Origin of the sequence: Klebsiella aerogenes, from assembly GCA_029027985.1 — a bacterium.
In the GTDB taxonomy this organism is placed as follows: Bacteria; Pseudomonadota; Gammaproteobacteria; order Enterobacterales; family Enterobacteriaceae; genus Klebsiella; species Klebsiella aerogenes_A.
This window is the reverse complement of record CP119076.1, coordinates 3,948,986-3,965,793: the sequence shown is the minus strand read 5'-3', so window position 1 is coordinate 3,965,793 and position 16,808 is coordinate 3,948,986. Positions and strand designations below refer to the sequence as shown.

Annotated in this window: 13 protein-coding genes; all 13 read left to right on the top strand. The window is 54.7% G+C overall.

All coding sequences use genetic code 11. The features are described 5' to 3' along the window. Window positions 1–10 precede the first annotated feature (10 nt). Window positions 11–868 carry a phosphatidate cytidylyltransferase gene (gene cdsA / locus PYR66_18860; GenBank protein ID WEF27324.1) on the top strand — a complete coding sequence of 286 codons (858 nt, stop codon included), beginning with the start codon at window positions 11–13 and terminating at the stop codon, window positions 866–868. An 11-nt stretch (window positions 869–879) separates the two neighbouring features. Then, complete coding sequence (rseP, locus tag PYR66_18855; protein WEF27323.1) at window positions 880–2,232, top strand: sigma E protease regulator RseP; 1,353 nt, start codon at window positions 880–882, stop codon at window positions 2,230–2,232. 31 nt (window positions 2,233–2,263) lie between these two features. Then, window positions 2,264–4,693: an outer membrane protein assembly factor BamA gene (bamA, locus tag PYR66_18850; protein ID WEF27322.1), complete on the top strand. Its 2,430-nt coding sequence runs from the start codon at window positions 2,264–2,266 to the stop codon at window positions 4,691–4,693. A 123-nt stretch (window positions 4,694–4,816) separates the two neighbouring features. After that, complete coding sequence (skp, locus tag PYR66_18845; GenBank protein ID WEF27321.1) at window positions 4,817–5,302, top strand: molecular chaperone Skp; 486 nt, start codon at window positions 4,817–4,819, stop codon at window positions 5,300–5,302. 3 nt (window positions 5,303–5,305) lie between these two features. After that, window positions 5,306–6,331 carry a UDP-3-O-(3-hydroxymyristoyl)glucosamine N-acyltransferase gene (lpxD, locus tag PYR66_18840; protein WEF27320.1) on the top strand — a complete coding sequence of 342 codons (1,026 nt, stop codon included), beginning with the start codon at window positions 5,306–5,308 and terminating at the stop codon, window positions 6,329–6,331. A gap of 106 nt (window positions 6,332–6,437) precedes the next feature. After that, complete coding sequence (fabZ, locus tag PYR66_18835) at window positions 6,438–6,893, top strand: 3-hydroxyacyl-ACP dehydratase FabZ (GenBank protein ID WEF27319.1); 456 nt, start codon at window positions 6,438–6,440, stop codon at window positions 6,891–6,893. 3 nt (window positions 6,894–6,896) lie between these two features. Beyond that, window positions 6,897–7,685: an acyl-ACP--UDP-N-acetylglucosamine O-acyltransferase gene (gene lpxA / locus PYR66_18830; protein WEF27318.1), complete on the top strand. Its 789-nt coding sequence runs from the start codon at window positions 6,897–6,899 to the stop codon at window positions 7,683–7,685. Further along, entirely contained in the window at window positions 7,685–8,833 is a 1,149-nt protein-coding gene (lpxB, locus tag PYR66_18825) for a lipid-A-disaccharide synthase (GenBank protein ID WEF27317.1), read from the top strand. The genes lpxA and lpxB overlap by 1 nt, the downstream gene beginning before the upstream one ends. Beyond that, window positions 8,830–9,429 (top strand): ribonuclease HII, encoded by a 600-nt coding sequence (gene rnhB / locus PYR66_18820; protein ID WEF27316.1) that lies wholly within the window; start codon window positions 8,830–8,832, stop codon window positions 9,427–9,429. The genes lpxB and rnhB overlap by 4 nt, the downstream gene beginning before the upstream one ends. A gap of 18 nt (window positions 9,430–9,447) precedes the next feature. Then, window positions 9,448–12,930 carry a DNA polymerase III subunit alpha gene (gene dnaE / locus PYR66_18815; GenBank protein WEF27315.1) on the top strand — a complete coding sequence of 1,161 codons (3,483 nt, stop codon included), beginning with the start codon at window positions 9,448–9,450 and terminating at the stop codon, window positions 12,928–12,930. A gap of 12 nt (window positions 12,931–12,942) precedes the next feature. Further along, window positions 12,943–13,902 (top strand): acetyl-CoA carboxylase carboxyl transferase subunit alpha, encoded by a 960-nt coding sequence (gene accA / locus PYR66_18810; protein WEF27314.1) that lies wholly within the window; start codon window positions 12,943–12,945, stop codon window positions 13,900–13,902. Window positions 13,903–14,152: 250 nt separating this feature from the next. Further along, complete coding sequence (locus PYR66_18805; GenBank protein ID WEF27313.1) at window positions 14,153–16,291, top strand: lysine decarboxylase LdcC; 2,139 nt, start codon at window positions 14,153–14,155, stop codon at window positions 16,289–16,291. A gap of 62 nt (window positions 16,292–16,353) precedes the next feature. Continuing rightward, window positions 16,354–16,743: a VOC family protein gene (locus PYR66_18800; GenBank protein WEF27312.1), complete on the top strand. Its 390-nt coding sequence runs from the start codon at window positions 16,354–16,356 to the stop codon at window positions 16,741–16,743. Window positions 16,744–16,808 lie beyond the last annotated feature (65 nt).

Genomic DNA, 16,808 nt, shown 5'->3' with positions numbered 1-16,808 from the left:
GGGGTCACTTTTGCTGAAGTATCGCCTGATATCTGCTTTCGTTTTAATCCCCGTTGTTATTGCGGCGCTTTTTCTATTGCCGCCCGCGGGCTTTGCTATTGTCACATTAGTCGTTTGTATGCTCGCCGCGTGGGAGTGGGGGCAATTAAGCGGTTTCACCTCAACGACGCAGCGCGTGTGGCTGGCGGTGCTTTGCGGTCTGCTGTTGGCGCTGATGCTCTTCATGTTGCCCGAATACCATTATGATGCTCATCAACTGATGGTTGAGGGATCGTTATGGGCATCGTTTGGCTGGTGGATTGTCGCTCTGGTGCTGGTGCTGAGTTATCCGGCCTCTGCGGCGTTCTGGCGCAACTCGAAGACGCTGCGCCTGATCTTTGGCGTACTGACCATCGTCCCATTCTTCTGGGGCATGCTGGCGCTGCGCGCCTGGCATTATGCTGATAACCACTACAGCGGCGCGGTATGGCTGCTGTACGTGATGATTTTGGTGTGGGGGGCGGATTCTGGCGCTTACATGTTCGGCAAAATGTTCGGTAAGCATAAACTGGCGCCAAAGGTTTCCCCGGGCAAAACCTGGCAGGGCTTTTTTGGCGGCTTGCTGACAGCGGCGGTCATATCCTGGGGCTACGGCGTATGGGCCCATCTGGATGTCACGCCGACCGTACTACTGGTCTGCTCGGTCGTCGCGGCGCTGGCTTCGGTGCTGGGCGATTTGACCGAAAGTATGTTTAAGCGTGAAGCCGGCATCAAGGATAGCGGTCATCTGATCCCAGGACATGGCGGTATTTTAGACCGCATTGACAGCCTGACGGCTGCGGTGCCGGTGTTCGCTTGTCTGCTGTTGTTAGTCTTCAGGACGATTTGACGGAAGGTTTTATGCTGAGCGTTCTCTGGAATCTGGCCGCTTTTATTATTGCGCTTGGCGTACTGATCACCGTGCACGAGTTTGGCCATTTTTGGGTGGCTCGTCGCTGCGGTGTTCGCGTTGAACGTTTTTCAATTGGCTTTGGCAAGGCGTTATGGCGGCGCCTGGATAAGCAGGGTACCGAGTTCGTCATCGCCCTGATCCCGCTTGGCGGTTACGTGAAAATGCTCGACGAACGCGTCGAGCCAGTAGCGCCGGAAATGCGCCACTACGCTTTCAATAACAAAACCGTCGGCCAGCGTGCGGCTATCATTGCCGCAGGCCCTATCGCCAACTTCATTTTCGCCATTTTTGCCTACTGGCTGGTGTTTATCATCGGCGTCCCTGGCGTTCGTCCGGTTGTTGATGAAATAACGCCCAATTCCATCGCTGCGCAAGCACAAATTGCAAAAGGTACGGAACTTAAAGCGATAGATGGCATCGAAACGCCTGATTGGGACGCAGTGCGTATGGCGTTAGTCGCGAAGATTGGCGACCAACAAACAATACTTACCGTCGCCCCTTTCGGGAGCAACCAACGTCAGGATAAAATCCTCGATCTGCGCCACTGGGCGTTTGAACCGGATAAGCAAGATCCGGTGACGTCGTTGGGTATCAAGCCGTACAGCGCGCAGATTGATACCGCGCTGGCTGAGGTTCAATCTCAGTCGGCCGCGCAAAAAGCAGGTTTGCAAGCGGGAGACAGGATCGTTAAAGTCGATGGTCAACCGTTAACGCAGTGGATGATGTTTGTTAATCTGGTACGTGATAATCCGGGTAAGGCGCTGGCGCTGGAGGTTGACAGACAAGGTACGCCGTTGTCGTTAACCCTGACTCCGGATACGAAGTCGGTGAAAGGCAAGGCTGAAGGGTTCGCAGGGGTAGTACCAAAGGTTATCCCGCTGCCTGATGAATACAAGACAGTGCGTCAGTACGGGCCGTTTGCCGCCATCGCTGAAGCCACGGATAAAACCTGGCAACTGATGTCGTTAACGGTCAGGATGCTGGGTAAATTGATAACCGGTGATGTCAAACTGAACAACCTCAGCGGGCCGATTTCTATCGCCCAGGGGGCTGGAATGTCAGCGGAGTTTGGGTTGATTTACTATCTGATGTTCCTTGCGCTGATTAGCGTGAACCTCGGAATAATCAACTTGTTCCCGCTACCTGTTCTTGACGGGGGACATCTGCTGTTTTTGGCGATTGAAAAGCTGAAGGGCGGACCGGTATCCGAGCGAGTTCAAGACTTTAGTTATCGCATTGGCTCAATACTGCTGGTGCTGTTAATGGGGCTTGCACTTTTCAATGATTTCTCTCGGTTGTAAGAGAGTTTGTTAGGAAGAACGCATAATAACGATGGCGATGAAAAAGTTGCTCATAGCGTCGCTGCTGTTTAGCAGCGCGACTGTATACGGTGCTGAAGGGTTCGTGGTGAAGGACATTCATTTCGAAGGCTTGCAGCGTGTCGCTGTTGGTGCGGCCCTCCTCAGCATGCCAGTGCGTCCTGGCGATACGGTGACCGATGATGATATCAGTAACACCATTCGCGCTCTGTTTGCCACTGGCAACTTTGAGGACGTCCGCGTCCTGCGCGATGGTGATACCCTGCTGGTGCAGGTGAAAGAGCGCCCAACAATTGCGAGCATTACGTTCTCCGGCAACAAGTCGGTGAAAGATGACATGCTCAAGCAAAACCTTGAGGCATCCGGCGTTCGCGTTGGGGAATCTCTTGATCGCACCAAACTGGCCGATATCGAAAAAGGGCTGGAAGATTTCTACTACAGCGTCGGTAAATATAGCGCCAGCGTAAAAGCTGTTGTTACGCCGCTGCCGCGCAATCGCGTCGACCTGAAGCTGGTCTTCCAGGAAGGCGTCTCAGCGAAAATCCAGCAGATCAACATTGTCGGTAACCACGCGTTCACCACTGACGAACTGATCTCTCACTTCCAACTGCGTGATGAAGTGCCGTGGTGGAACGTAGTCGGCGATCGCAAATACCAGAAACAGAAACTGGCGGGCGATCTTGAAACCCTGCGCAGTTACTATCTGGATCGCGGTTACGCGCGTTTCAACATCGATTCGACTCAGGTTAGCCTGACGCCGGATAAAAAAGGTATCTACATCACCGTTAACATCACCGAAGGCGAGCAGTACAAGCTTTCCGGCGTGCAGATAACGGGCGATCTGGCTGGCCATTCGGCAGAAATCGAATCGCTGACCAAAATTGAGCCGGGCGAACTGTATAACGGCACCAAAGTGACCAAAATGGAGGATGACATTAAGAAACTCCTTGGTCGCTATGGCTATGCCTATCCACGCGTCCAGTCGCAGCCGGAAATCAACGACGCGGATAAAACCGTTAAGCTGCATATCAACGTCGATGCGGGTAACCGCTACTACGTGCGTAAAATTCGCTTTGAAGGCAACGACACCTCAAAAGATTCCGTTCTGCGTCGCGAAATGCGCCAGATGGAAGGAGCGTGGCTGGGCAGCGATCTGGTTGACCAGGGGAAAGAACGTCTCAACCGTTTAGGTTATTTCGAAACCGTTGATACCGATACCCAGCGCGTGCCGGGCAGCCCGGATCAGGTCGATGTCGTCTACAAGGTGAAAGAGCGTAACACCGGTAGCCTCAACTTCGGTATCGGTTACGGTACTGAAAGCGGCGTCAGCTTCCAGGCGGGCGTACAGCAGGATAACTGGTTAGGGACGGGTTACTCCGTTGGTATCAACGGGACTAAGAACGACTACCAGACCTACGCTGAACTGTCGGTGACCAACCCATACTTCACCGTAGACGGCGTAAGCCTCGGCGGGCGCATCTTCTATAACGACTTTGATGCGAACGACGCGGACCTGTCTGACTATACCAACAAAAGTTATGGCACGGACGTTACCCTCGGCTTCCCGATCAACGAATACAACTCGCTGCGCGCAGGTTTAGGTTATGTTCATAACTCCCTGTCCAACATGCAGCCGCAGGTGGCGATGTGGCGTTACCTGAATTCGATGGGACAGTATCCGGATAACACTAACGATCGAAACTCGTTTAGCGCTAACGACTTCACCTTCAACTATGGCTGGACGTATAACCGTCTTGACCGTGGTTACTTCCCGACGGAAGGTTCGCGTATTAACCTGAATGGTAAAATCACCATTCCAGGCTCTGATAACGAATTCTATAAGGCGACGTTGGATACGGCGACTTACGTGCCGATTGATAACGATCACCAGTGGGTTGTTCTTGGCCGTACGCGCTTTGGTTACGGTGATGGGCTCGGCGGCAAAGAAATGCCGTTCTATGAGAACTTCTACGCCGGTGGTTCGAGTACCGTGCGCGGCTTCCAGTCGAATACGATTGGTCCGAAAGCGGTTTACTTCCCGTCAACAAGTCGTCACGACGGCGATAGCGGCTACGATAACGAGTGTGCGAGCACAAACTCCGCGCCTTGTAAATCGGACGATGCGGTGGGCGGTAACGCCATGGCGGTCGCCAGCCTTGAGCTGATTACCCCAACACCATTTATCAGCGATAAATACGCAAACTCGGTTCGTACTTCCGTGTTTATGGATATGGGTACCGTATGGGATACCAACTGGGATTCTTCGAAGTACGCCGGCTACCCGGATTACAGCGACCCGAGCAACATTCGTATGTCTGCGGGTATCGCGGTACAGTGGATGTCGCCGTTGGGGCCGTTGGTCTTCTCCTACGCCCAACCGTTTAAAAAGTACGATGGAGACAAAGCCGAGCAATTCCAGTTTAACATTGGTAAAACCTGGTAATTGTTGGCAACAACGGAATGTAAGTGCAGTATAGCGCTGACTGTAGGCGATAACGGATGTTATCGCCTGGCCACGCAAATAAACGGTACCCCTGGGTACTCATGGGATGGTAAGGAGTCAATTGTGAAAAAGTGGTTATTAGCTGCAGGTCTGGGTTTAGCAATGGTAACTTCCGCTCAGGCGGCAGACAAAATTGCAATGGTTAACATGAACAACCTGTTCCAACAGGTTGCCCAGAAAACTGGCGTTTCTAACACGCTGGAAAACGAGTTCAAAGGCCGCGCTAGCGAACTGCAGCGTATGGAAGGCGACCTGCAGTCCAAAATGCAGCGTCTGCAGTCCATGAAACCGGGCGCAGATCGTACCAAGCTGGAAAAAGACGTGATGTCTCAGCGTCAGTCTTTCTCTCAGAAAGCACAGGCTTTTGAGCAGGATCGCGCACGTCGTTCCAACGAAGAACGTGGCAAACTGGTTACCCGTATCCAGACTGCTGTTCAGAGCGTAGCGAAAGATCAGAGCATCGATCTGGTTGTTGACTCTAATGCCGTGGCATACAACAGCAGCGATGTTAAAGACATCACCGCTGATGTACTGAAACAGGTTAAATAAGTAATGCCTTCAATTCGACTGGCTGACTTAGCACAGCAGTTGGATGCAGAGTTACACGGTGATGGCGATATCGTCATCACCGGCGTTGCGTCCATGCAGAGCGCTAAAGCAGGCCAAATTACTTTCATGGTAAATCCTAAATACCGTGAACACCTGGCCGCTTGCCAGGCCTCCGCCGTTGTGATGACGCCGGACGATCTACCGTTTGCCCAAGGCGCCGTGCTGGTAGTGCGTAATCCCTACCTGACCTACGCGCGCATGGCTCAAATTCTGGATACCACGCCGCAGCCGGCAAAAGACATCGCGCCAAGCGCCGCGATTGATCCGACGGCGAAGCTGGGTAACAACGTAGCGATCGGCGCCAACGCCGTGATCGAATCCGGCGTCGAGCTGGGCGATAACGTGGTGATTGGTGCGGGCTGCTTCGTGGGTAAAAATACAAAAATCGGTGCCGGCTCGCGTTTATGGGCCAACGTTGCCGTTTACCACGAGATTGAGATCGGCGAAAATTGCCTGATCCAGTCCAGTACCGTGATCGGTGCGGATGGCTTCGGCTATGCCAACGATCGTGGCAATTGGGTGAAGATCCCGCAGCTTGGTCGCGTGATTATTGGCGATCGCGTCGAGATCGGCGCCTGCACCACCATTGACCGTGGCGCGCTGGACGACACCGTGATCGGCAACGGGGTTATCATTGATAACCAGTGCCAGATTGCGCACAACGTGGTGATTGGCGACAATACCGCAGTCGCAGGCGGGGTCATTATGGCCGGCAGCCTGAAAATTGGACGTTACTGCATGATTGGCGGCGCCAGCGTGATTAACGGCCATATGGAAATCTGCGATAAAGTCACCGTAACAGGGATGGGGATGGTTATGCGTCCTATCACTGAACCTGGCGTTTATTCCTCAGGTATTCCGCTGCAGCCGAATAAGGCGTGGCGTAAAACTGCGGCGCTGGTGATGAATATTGATGAGATGAGCAAGCGCCTGAAAGCCATCGAGCGCAAGGTTAATCAACAAGACTAATTCATCATTCGGTCACGTTACATTCCCGGCCTGTTGCATTCGTTAATAAGATTGCCGCAGGCCGTGTTATTATTGCCTTTTAGTATATTTAGACAGGAAGAGTATTTTGACTACTGACACTCATACTCTGCACATTGAAGAGATTCTGGAACTTCTGCCTCACCGTTACCCGTTTCTGCTGGTAGACCGCGTGCTGGATTTTGAAGAAGGTCGTTTTCTGCGCGCAGTAAAAAATGTTTCCGTAAACGAGCCGTTTTTCCAGGGGCATTTCCCTGGTAAACCGATTTTGCCTGGCGTTCTGATTCTGGAAGCGATGGCGCAGGCCACCGGTATTCTGGCATTCAAAAGCGTCGGGAAACTTGAGCCAGGCGAGCTGTACTACTTCGCTGGCATCGATGAAGCACGTTTCAAACGTCCGGTGGTTCCTGGCGACCAGATGATTATGGAAGTCACTTTCGAGAAAACTCGCCGCGGCCTGACCCGTTTCAAAGGCGTTGCGCTGGTTGACGGTAAAGTGGTTTGCGAAGCGACGATGATGTGTGCGCGTAGCCGGGAGGCCTGATACGTGATTGATAAAACCGCCTTTATTCATCCTACCGCCATTGTAGAGGAAGGCGCCGTTATTGGCGCTAACGTCCACATTGGTCCGTTTTGTATTGTTGGCGCCAACGTCGAAATCGGCGAAGGCACCGTACTGAAGTCTCATGTTGTCGTGAACGGGCACACTAAAATCGGCCGTGACAATGAGATCTATCAGTTCGCTTCCATCGGCGAAGTTAACCAGGATCTGAAATACGCTGGCGAACCGACCCGGGTGGAAATTGGCGATCGCAACCGCATCCGCGAAAGCGTCACCATTCATCGTGGCACAGTACAGGGTGGTGGATTAACGAAGGTGGGCAACGATAACCTGCTGATGATCAACGCCCATGTGGCGCATGATTGTACGCTTGGCGATCGCTGCATTCTGGCCAACAATGCGACGTTGGCTGGTCACGTATCTCTCGATGATTTCGTCATCATCGGCGGTATGACTGCGGTACACCAGTTCTGCAGCATCGGCGCACACGTCATGGTTGGCGGTTGCTCCGGCGTCGCTCAGGACGTTCCGCCGTTCGTGATTGCCCAGGGCAACCACGCTACGCCGTTTGGCGTCAACATCGAAGGTCTGAAGCGCCGTGGCTTTAGCCGCGAAGCGATTACCGCGATTCGTAACGCGTATAAGCTGCTGTACCGCAGCGGTAAGACGCTGGACGAAGCGAAGCCGGAAATCGCTGAGCTGGCGGCTCAGCACCCTGACGTTCAGCTGTTTGTCGATTTCTTTGCCCGTTCTACTCGCGGTTTGATTCGTTAATGGTCGAACAGCGTCCCCTGACGATTGCCCTGGTCGCCGGAGAAACCTCCGGCGATATTCTTGGCGCAGGTCTCATCCGCGCCCTCAAAGCGCGCATCCCCAATGCGCGTTTTGTCGGTGTGGCGGGCCCGCTGATGCAGGCGGAAGGGTGCGAGGCCTGGTACGAAATGGAAGAGTTGGCGGTGATGGGCATTGTTGAAGTGCTCGGTCGCTTACGCCGCTTGCTGCATATTCGCGCCGATTTAACGCGCCGTTTTGGCGAACTGCGTCCTGATGTGTTTGTCGGCATCGATGCCCCTGATTTCAACATTACCCTCGAAGGTAATTTGAAAAAGCAGGGTATCAAAACCATTCATTACGTCAGCCCGTCCGTCTGGGCCTGGCGACAAAAACGCGTTTTCAAAATTGGCAGATCCACCGATCTGGTCCTGGCCTTCCTGCCTTTCGAAAAAGCGTTTTACGACAAATTTAACGTTCCCTGCCGCTTTATCGGCCACACCATGGCGGATGCGATGCCGTTGGATCCGGATAAGGGCGCTGCGCGTGAGCGTTTAGGTATCCCGCATGACGTACACTGCCTGGCGCTACTGCCCGGTAGTCGCGGTGCGGAAGTCGAAATGCTCAGCGCCGACTTCCTGAAAACTGCACAGCTTTTGCGTAACACCTATCCTGATTTGCAGGTCGTGGTGCCGCTGGTCAATGCCAAACGGCGGGAACAGTTTGAACGAATCAAAGCGGAGACGGCGCCGGACATGACGGTGCATATGCTGGACGGTCAGGCGCGTGATGCGATGATTGCCAGCGATGCGGCGCTGCTGGCCTCGGGAACGGCGGCGCTGGAGTGCATGTTGGCTAAGTGCCCGATGGTGGTTGGCTACCGCATGAAGCCGTTTACCTTCTGGCTAGCCAAACGGCTGGTGAAGACCGATTACGTCTCCCTGCCGAATCTGCTGGCCGGCCGCGAGCTGGTCAAAGAGCTGCTGCAGGATGAATGCGAGCCACACGCGTTGGCCGCGGCCCTGGAGCCGCTGCTGGCGGATGGCAAAACCAGCCACGATATGCATGATACTTTCCGCGCGCTGCATCAGCAGATCCGCTGCAACGCGGATGAGCAAGCGGCGGACGCAGTACTGGAGTTAGCAAAATGATGGAGTTCGTTTATCCACATACTCATCTGGTCGCTGGCGTCGATGAAGTTGGCCGCGGGCCGCTGGTTGGCGCGGTGGTCACCGCTGCGGTGATCCTTGACCCAATGAAGCCCATCATTGGCCTGAACGACTCAAAAAAATTAAGCGAAAAGCGCCGCCTGGCGTTGTTCGATGAAATCACAGACAAAGCGTTATGCTGGAGTCTGGGGCGCGCCGAGCCGCATGAAATTGACGAGCTGAATATTCTGCATGCCACTATGCTGGCGATGCAGCGCGCTGTCGCCGGCTTGAGCATTATCCCTGAGTTTGTGCTGATCGACGGCAACCGCTGTCCGTCGCTACCGATGCCATCGCAGGCCGTAGTGAAAGGCGATAGCCGGGTGGCGGAAATCAGCGCAGCGTCTATTCTGGCTAAAGTCACTCGTGACGCCGAAATGACCACGCTGGACCTCGCATTTCCGCAATATGGGTTTGCCCAGCACAAAGGCTATCCTACCGCTGTACACCTGCAAAAGCTGCAGGAACACGGCGCAACAGAGCACCACCGGCGCAGTTTTGGCCCGGTGAAACGCGCACTGGGCCTGGCGTCCAACTAAGTCACTGGGATTCTAAAGATGTCTGAACCACGTTTCGTACACCTACGGGTGCACAGCGACTATTCCATGATCGATGGGCTGGCGAAAACCGGGCCGCTGGTGAAAAAGGCGGCCGCTTTGGGCATGCCTGCGCTGGCGATCACCGATTTTACCAACCTTTGTGGTCTGGTTAAGTTCTACGGAACGGGCCATGGTGCCGGGATTAAACCCATTGTCGGCGCCGACTTTCATGTTCAGAGCGAGCTGTTTGGCGATGAACTGAGCCAGTTAACGGTACTGGCTGCTAACAATGTTGGCTATCAGAATCTGACGCTGCTTATTTCAAAAGCTTACCAGCGCGGCTACGGCGCAGCAGGCCCGATTATCGACCGCGACTGGTTGGTTGAATTAAAAGAAGGGCTAATTTTGCTCTCCGGCGGGCGTATGGGCGACGTGGGCCGTAGCTTGCTGCGCGGAAATACGGCGTTGCTGGATCAGTGCCTTGATTTTTATGAAGAGCATTTCCCGGATCGCTACTATCTGGAGCTAATCCGCACCGGTCGCCAGGACGAAGAAAGCTACCTTCACGCCGCCGTGCAGCTGGCGGAAGCGCGCGGTTTGCCGGTGGTCGCGACTAACGATGTGCGTTTCCTGGAAACCGGCGACTTCGACGCCCATGAAATCCGCGTCGCTATCCACGATGGCTTCACCCTTGACGATCCTAAGCGTCCGCGCAACTACTCTCCGCAGCAATATATGCGTAGCGAAGAGGAGATGTGCGAGCTGTTCGCCGATATCCCGGAAGCGCTGGAAAACACTGTCGAAATCGCCAAACGCTGCAACGTGACCGTACGCCTCGGCGAATACTTCCTGCCGCAGTTCCCGACCGGCGATATGACCACGGAAGACTTCCTGGTCATGAAATCGAAAGAAGGCCTGGAAGAGCGTCTCGAATTCCTGTTCCCGGATCCAGAGGAGCGTGTGAAGCGCCGTCCGGAATACGACGAACGTCTGGATATCGAGTTGAAGGTTATCAACCAGATGGGCTTCCCGGGCTACTTCCTGATCGTAATGGAATTTATCCAGTGGTCGAAGGATAACGGCGTGCCGGTAGGGCCGGGTCGTGGTTCCGGCGCCGGCTCGTTAGTCGCCTATGCGCTGAAAATTACCGACCTCGACCCGCTGGAATTCGACCTGCTGTTCGAACGCTTCCTCAACCCGGAACGTGTCTCGATGCCCGATTTCGACGTCGACTTCTGTATGGAGAAACGCGACCAGGTTATCGAGCACGTGGCGGATATGTACGGCCGCGATGCGGTATCGCAGATCATCACCTTCGGCACCATGGCGGCGAAAGCGGTTATTCGCGATGTTGGCCGCGTACTGGGCCATCCGTACGGCTTTGTTGACCGAATCTCCAAGTTGGTGCCACCGGATCCGGGGATGACGCTGGCAAAGGCGTTTGAAGCAGAACCGCAGCTGCCGGAAATCTACGAAGCGGACGAAGAAGTTAAAGCGCTGATCGACATGGCGCGTAAGCTTGAAGGCGTAACGCGTAACGCCGGTAAGCACGCGGGCGGCGTCGTTATCGCCCCGACCAAAATCACCGACTTTGCCCCGTTGTACTGCGATGAGCAGGGGCTGCATCCGGTGACCCAGTTTGATAAGAACGACGTAGAATACGCCGGGCTGGTGAAGTTCGACTTCCTTGGCCTGCGTACGTTGACCATCATTAACTGGGCGCTGGAGATGATCAACAAGCGCCGGGCGAAAAATGGCGAAGAACCGCTGGATATCGCCGCCATCCCGCTGGATGACAAGAAAAGCTTCGACATGCTACAGCGCTCGGAAACCACCGCGGTCTTCCAGCTTGAATCGCGCGGCATGAAAGATCTGATTAAGCGTCTGCAGCCTGACTGCTTCGAAGATATGATCGCACTGGTGGCGCTGTTCCGTCCGGGTCCGCTACAGTCGGGGATGGTAGATAACTTTATCGACCGTAAACACGGCCGTGAAGAGATTTCCTACCCGGACGTGCAGTGGCAGCACGAGTGTCTGAAACCAGTACTGGAGCCGACTTACGGCATTATCCTGTATCAGGAACAGGTGATGCAGATAGCCCAGGAGCTTTCCGGCTACACCCTCGGCGGCGCGGATATGCTGCGTCGCGCGATGGGTAAGAAAAAGCCGGAAGAGATGGCCAAGCAGCGCGGCACCTTCGAAGAAGGGGCGAAAAAACGTGGTGTTGACGGCGAACTGGCGATGAAAATCTTTGACCTGGTGGAGAAATTCGCCGGGTACGGATTTAACAAATCACACTCCGCCGCCTATGCGCTGGTCTCCTATCAGACGCTGTGGCTGAAGGCGCACTATCCTGCCGAGTTTATGGCGGCGGTGATGACCGCGGATATGGACAACACCGAGAAGGTGGTCGGCCTGGTGGATGAATGCTGGCGCATGGGGCTTAAGATCCTGCCGCCGGATATTAACTCCGGTCTATACCATTTCCACGTCAACGATGACGGTGAGATAGTGTATGGTATCGGCGCCATTAAGGGCGTTGGCGAGGGGCCGATTGAAGCGATCATTGAAGCGCGCAACAATGGCGGTTACTTCCGCGAACTGTTTGACCTGTGCGCCCGCACCGATATTAAAAAGCTTAACCGCCGGGTACTGGAAAAACTGATTATGTCCGGGGCGTTCGACCGCCTCGGCCCGCATCGCGCGGCGTTGATGAACTCGTTGAACGATGCGCTGAAAGCTGCCGATCAGCACGCCAAAGCCGAAGCCATCGGCCAGGCGGATATGTTCGGCGTGCTGGCGGAAGAGCCGGAACAAATCGAACAATCCTACGCCAGCTGCCAGCCGTGGCCTGAGCAGGTGGTGCTGGATGGTGAAAGGGAAACGTTGGGGCTGTACCTGACCGGCCACCCGATTAACCAGTATCTAAAAGAGATCGAACGCTATGTAGGCGGCGTGAGACTCAAAGACATGCATCCGACCGATCGTGGTAAAGTGACCACGGCGGCGGGGCTGGTTATTGCTGCGCGGGTAATGGTCACCAAGCGCGGCAATCGTATCGGCATCTGTACCCTGGATGACCGTTCCGGGCGTCTGGAGGTGATGTTATTCACCGACGCGCTGGATAAATATCAGCAGTTGCTGGAAAAAGACCGCATACTTATCGTCAGCGGACAGGTCAGCTTTGATGACTTCAGCGGGGGTCTTAAAATGACCGCCCGTGAAGTGATGGATATTGACGAAGCCCGGGAAAAATATGCTCGCGGGCTTGCTATCTCGCTGACGGACAGGCAAATTGATGACCAGCTTTTAAACCGACTCCGTCAGTCTCTGGAACCCCACCGTTCGGGAACCATTCCAGTACACCTCTATTATCAGAGGGCGGATGCGCGCGCGCGGTTGCGTTTTGGCGCAACATGGCGCGTCTCTCCGAGCGATCGTTTACTTAACGATCTGCGTGGCCTTATCGGCTCGGAGCAGGTGGAACTGGAGTTTGACTAATACAGGAATACTATGAGTCTGAATTTCCTAGATTTTGAACAGCCTATAGCAGAGCTGGAAGCGAAAATCGATTCCCTGACTGCGGTAAGCCGTCAGGATGAGAAACTGGATATTAACATCGACGAAGAAGTGCATCGTCTGCGCGAAAAAAGCGTAGAACTGACGCGCAAAATCTTCGCCGATCTTGGCGCATGGCAGGTAGCCCAGCTGGCACGCCATCCGCGTCGTCCCTATACCCTGGATTATGTTCGCCTGGCTTTCGACGAGTTTGACGAACTGGCAGGCGATCGCGCCTACGCTGACGATAAAGCTATTGTCGGCGGTATTGCGCGTCTTGATGGTCGTCCGGTGATGATCATCGGCCACCAGAAAGGTCGCGAAACCAAAGAGAAGATCCGTCGCAACTTTGGTATGCCGGCGCCGGAAGGTTATCGCAAAGCGCTGCGCCTGATGGAAATGGCTGAGCGTTTTAAAATGCCGATCATTACCTTCATCGACACCCCGGGCGCTTATCCGGGCGTGGGCGCGGAAGAGCGCGGCCAGTCAGAAGCGATTGCCCGCAACCTGCGTGAAATGTCGCGTCTGAGCGTTCCGGTCATCTGCACCGTGATCGGCGAAGGTGGCTCCGGCGGCGCGCTGGCGATTGGCGTTGGCGACAAGGTCAACATGCTGCAATACAGTACCTATTCGGTGATTTCACCGGAAGGCTGCGCTTCCATTCTGTGGAAAAGCGCGGATAAAGCGCCGTTAGCGGCGGAAGCGATGGGCATCGTCGCGCCGCGCCTGAAAGAGCTGAAGCTGATTGACTCCATCATTCCAGAACCGTTGGGCGGCGCCCATCGCAACCCGGAAGTGATGGCGGCGTCCCTGAAGGCGCAGCTGTTGGCCGATCTGGCTGACCTTGATCCCCTCAGCGAAGAAGAGCTGCGTAATCGCCGCTATCAGCGTCTGATGAGTTACGGTTACGCCTGATAACTCAGTTTATCAACACACGCTAAAGGGCCGGATTTCCGGCCCTTTTTTATCATTTTGCCGTTGAGGCAAGATGATGCTTTCTCCCGTAACACTGCGCTTCCCACTGGGGACAACGCCTGAGTAGGGGAGAGGTGTGGAAGGTGCTGCAATCTTGCTTTCCATGATGTAGGCCTCAGATAAATCCGCCAGTGCTAAGCACTGGCGCGATTGATATTATGCTTACCTTAGGTAAATCCAGGAGGAAAGCGTGAATATCATCGCCATCATGGGGCCCCACGGCGTCTATCATAAAGACGAACCGATCAAAGAGCTGGAAATCGCTCTGCAGAAGCAAGGATTCCAGACTATCTGGCCGCAGAACAGCGCCGACCTGCTGCAGTTTATTGAGCACAACCCACGCATCTGTGGGGTCATCTTCGACTGGGACGAATACAGCGTTGATTTATGCAGTGATATCAATCGCCTGAATGAATATCTGCCGCTATATGCCTTTATTAATACGCACTCGACGATGGATGTTAGCAGTCAGGACCTGCGTATGGCGCTCTGGTTCTTCGAATATGCATTAGGGCTGGCGGAGGATATCGCTACGCGCATTCGTCAGTACACCGATGAGTACCTGGATAACATCACGCCGCCGTTTACCAAAGCGTTGTTCAACTATGTGCAGGAAGGCAAATATACCTTCTGTACCCCTGGGCATATGGGCGGGTCCGCCTATCAGAAAAGCCCGGTCGGTTGTCTGTTTTATGATTTCTTCGGCGGTAATACGCTCAAGGCCGATGTTTCTATTTCCGTCACCGAACTGGGGTCGCTGCTCGACCATTCCGGCCCGCATCTGGAGGCGGAAGAGTACATCGCCCGTGCTTTCGGCGCCGAGCAGAGTTACATGGTGACTAACGGTACCTCTACCTCGAATAAAATTGTCGGCATGTATTCGGCGCCCGCTGGCAGTACGTTGCTGATTGACCGTAACTGCCATAAATCGCTGGCTCACCTGCTGATGATGAGCGATGTGGTGCCGCTATGGCTGAAACCGACGCGCAATGCGCTGGGGATCCTCGGCGGTATCCCGAAACGTGAATTTACCCACGATAGTATCCAGTACAAAGTTGAGGCTACCAGCGGCGCGCAGTGGCCGGTTCATGCGGTGATCACCAACTCGACCTATGACGGGTTGCTGTATAACACGACCTGGATTAAGCAGACTCTCGACGTGCCGTCAATTCACTTTGATTCCGCCTGGGTACCTTATACCCACTTCCACCCGATCTATCAGGGAAAAAGCGGTATGAGCGGCGATCGCGTGCCGGGGAAAGTTATCTTCGAAACCCAGTCAACGCACAAAATGTTGGCGGCGCTGTCGCAGGCCTCGCTGATTCATATCAAAGGCAGCTACGATGAAGAGACCTTCAACGAAGCCTTTATGATGCACACTTCTACCTCGCCGAGCTATCCGATTGTCGCCTCGATAGAAACCGCGGCGGCGATGCTGCGCGGGAATTCCGGTAAACGCCTGATTCAACGTTCTATTGAGCGCGCGCTACACTTTCGTAAAGAGGTCCAGCGTCTGCGTGAAGAGTCTGATAGTTGGTTCTTCGACATCTGGCAGCCGGAAAACGTCGAAGAAGCGCAGTGCTGGCCGGTTTCGCCGGGGGAAGCGTGGCATGGCTTCAAGGATGCTGATGCCGATCACATGTTCCTCGATCCGGTGAAAGTCACGATCCTCACGCCGGGGATGGATGAACAGGGCGATATGGCTGAAGAGGGGATCCCGGCAGCGCTGGTGGCCAAATTCCTCGATGAGCGCGGTGTGGTCGTGGAAAAAACCGGGCCGTACAATCTGCTGTTCCTGTTCAGCATCGGTATTGATAAGACCCGGGCGATGGGGTTGCTGCGCGGGCTGACCGAGTTTAAGCGCGCTTACGATCTCAATCTGCGGGTGAAGAATATGCTGCCGGATCTGTACGCCGAAGATCCTGATTTCTACCGCAATATGCGTATCCAGGATCTGGCGCAAGGGATCCATCGCCTGATCCGCCAGCATCAGCTTTCCCAATTGATGCTGCGTGCTTTTGATGTGTTGCCAGAGATGAAAATGACGCCGCATCAGGCCTGGCAGCAGCAGATTAAGGGCGAAGTCGAAACCATCGAACTGGAAAACCTGGTCGGGCGTATTTCGGCAAACATGATCCTGCCGTACCCACCAGGCGTGCCATTGTTGATGCCGGGAGAGATGATCACCGAAGAAAGCCGCGCGGTGCTTGATTTCCTGCTGATGCTCTGTTCGATTGGCCGTCACTATCCTGGCTTTGAGACCGATATCCACGGGGCAAAGCGTGACGAAGACGGCGTGTATCGGGTACGAGTCTTAAAAAATAATTAGGGGCTTGCGCCACGGCGGGTGGCGCGAGTAACGTGTTGGGCTTCAACAGGAGGAGAGCAACCATGCTGGGTTTAAAACGGGTTCACCATATTGCCATCATTGCGACTGATTATGCGAAGAGCAAAGCCTTCTATTGCGATATCCTCGGATTTACGCTGCAGAGCGAGTTTTACCGCGCCGAGCGCGATTCGTGGAAAGGCGATCTGGCGCTGAACGGCGAGTATGTCATCGAACTGTTCTCGTTCCCGTTCCCACCTGCGCGCCCAAGCCACCCGGAAGCCTGCGGCCTGCGACATCTGGCGTTTAGCGTCGATGACATTGATGCCGCGGTTGCGCATCTACAGGCGCACGGTGTGGCCTGTGAAGCTATCCGCATCGATCCGTTTACCGATAAGCGCTTCACCTTTTTCAACGATCCCGACGGTCTGCCGCTGGAGATTTACCAACAGTAATACTTGCCAGAGCCAGCCCGGGCGCGTAACGTGCCAGGCTATCTCTCTTAGCCTGCACGTGCACG

Coding starts and splice junctions, on each gene's coding strand:
- bamA (WEF27322.1), top strand. CDS start 2,264: ATGGCGATGAAAAAGTTGCTCATAGCGTCGCTGCTGTTTAGCAGCGCG.
- lpxD (WEF27320.1), top strand. CDS start 5,306: ATGCCTTCAATTCGACTGGCTGACTTAGCACAGCAGTTGGATGCAGAG.
- rseP (WEF27323.1), top strand. CDS start 880: ATGCTGAGCGTTCTCTGGAATCTGGCCGCTTTTATTATTGCGCTTGGC.
- PYR66_18800 (WEF27312.1), top strand. CDS start 16,354: ATGCTGGGTTTAAAACGGGTTCACCATATTGCCATCATTGCGACTGAT.
- lpxB (WEF27317.1), top strand. CDS start 7,685: ATGGTCGAACAGCGTCCCCTGACGATTGCCCTGGTCGCCGGAGAAACC.
- rnhB (WEF27316.1), top strand. CDS start 8,830: ATGATGGAGTTCGTTTATCCACATACTCATCTGGTCGCTGGCGTCGAT.
- accA (WEF27314.1), top strand. CDS start 12,943: ATGAGTCTGAATTTCCTAGATTTTGAACAGCCTATAGCAGAGCTGGAA.
- dnaE (WEF27315.1), top strand. CDS start 9,448: ATGTCTGAACCACGTTTCGTACACCTACGGGTGCACAGCGACTATTCC.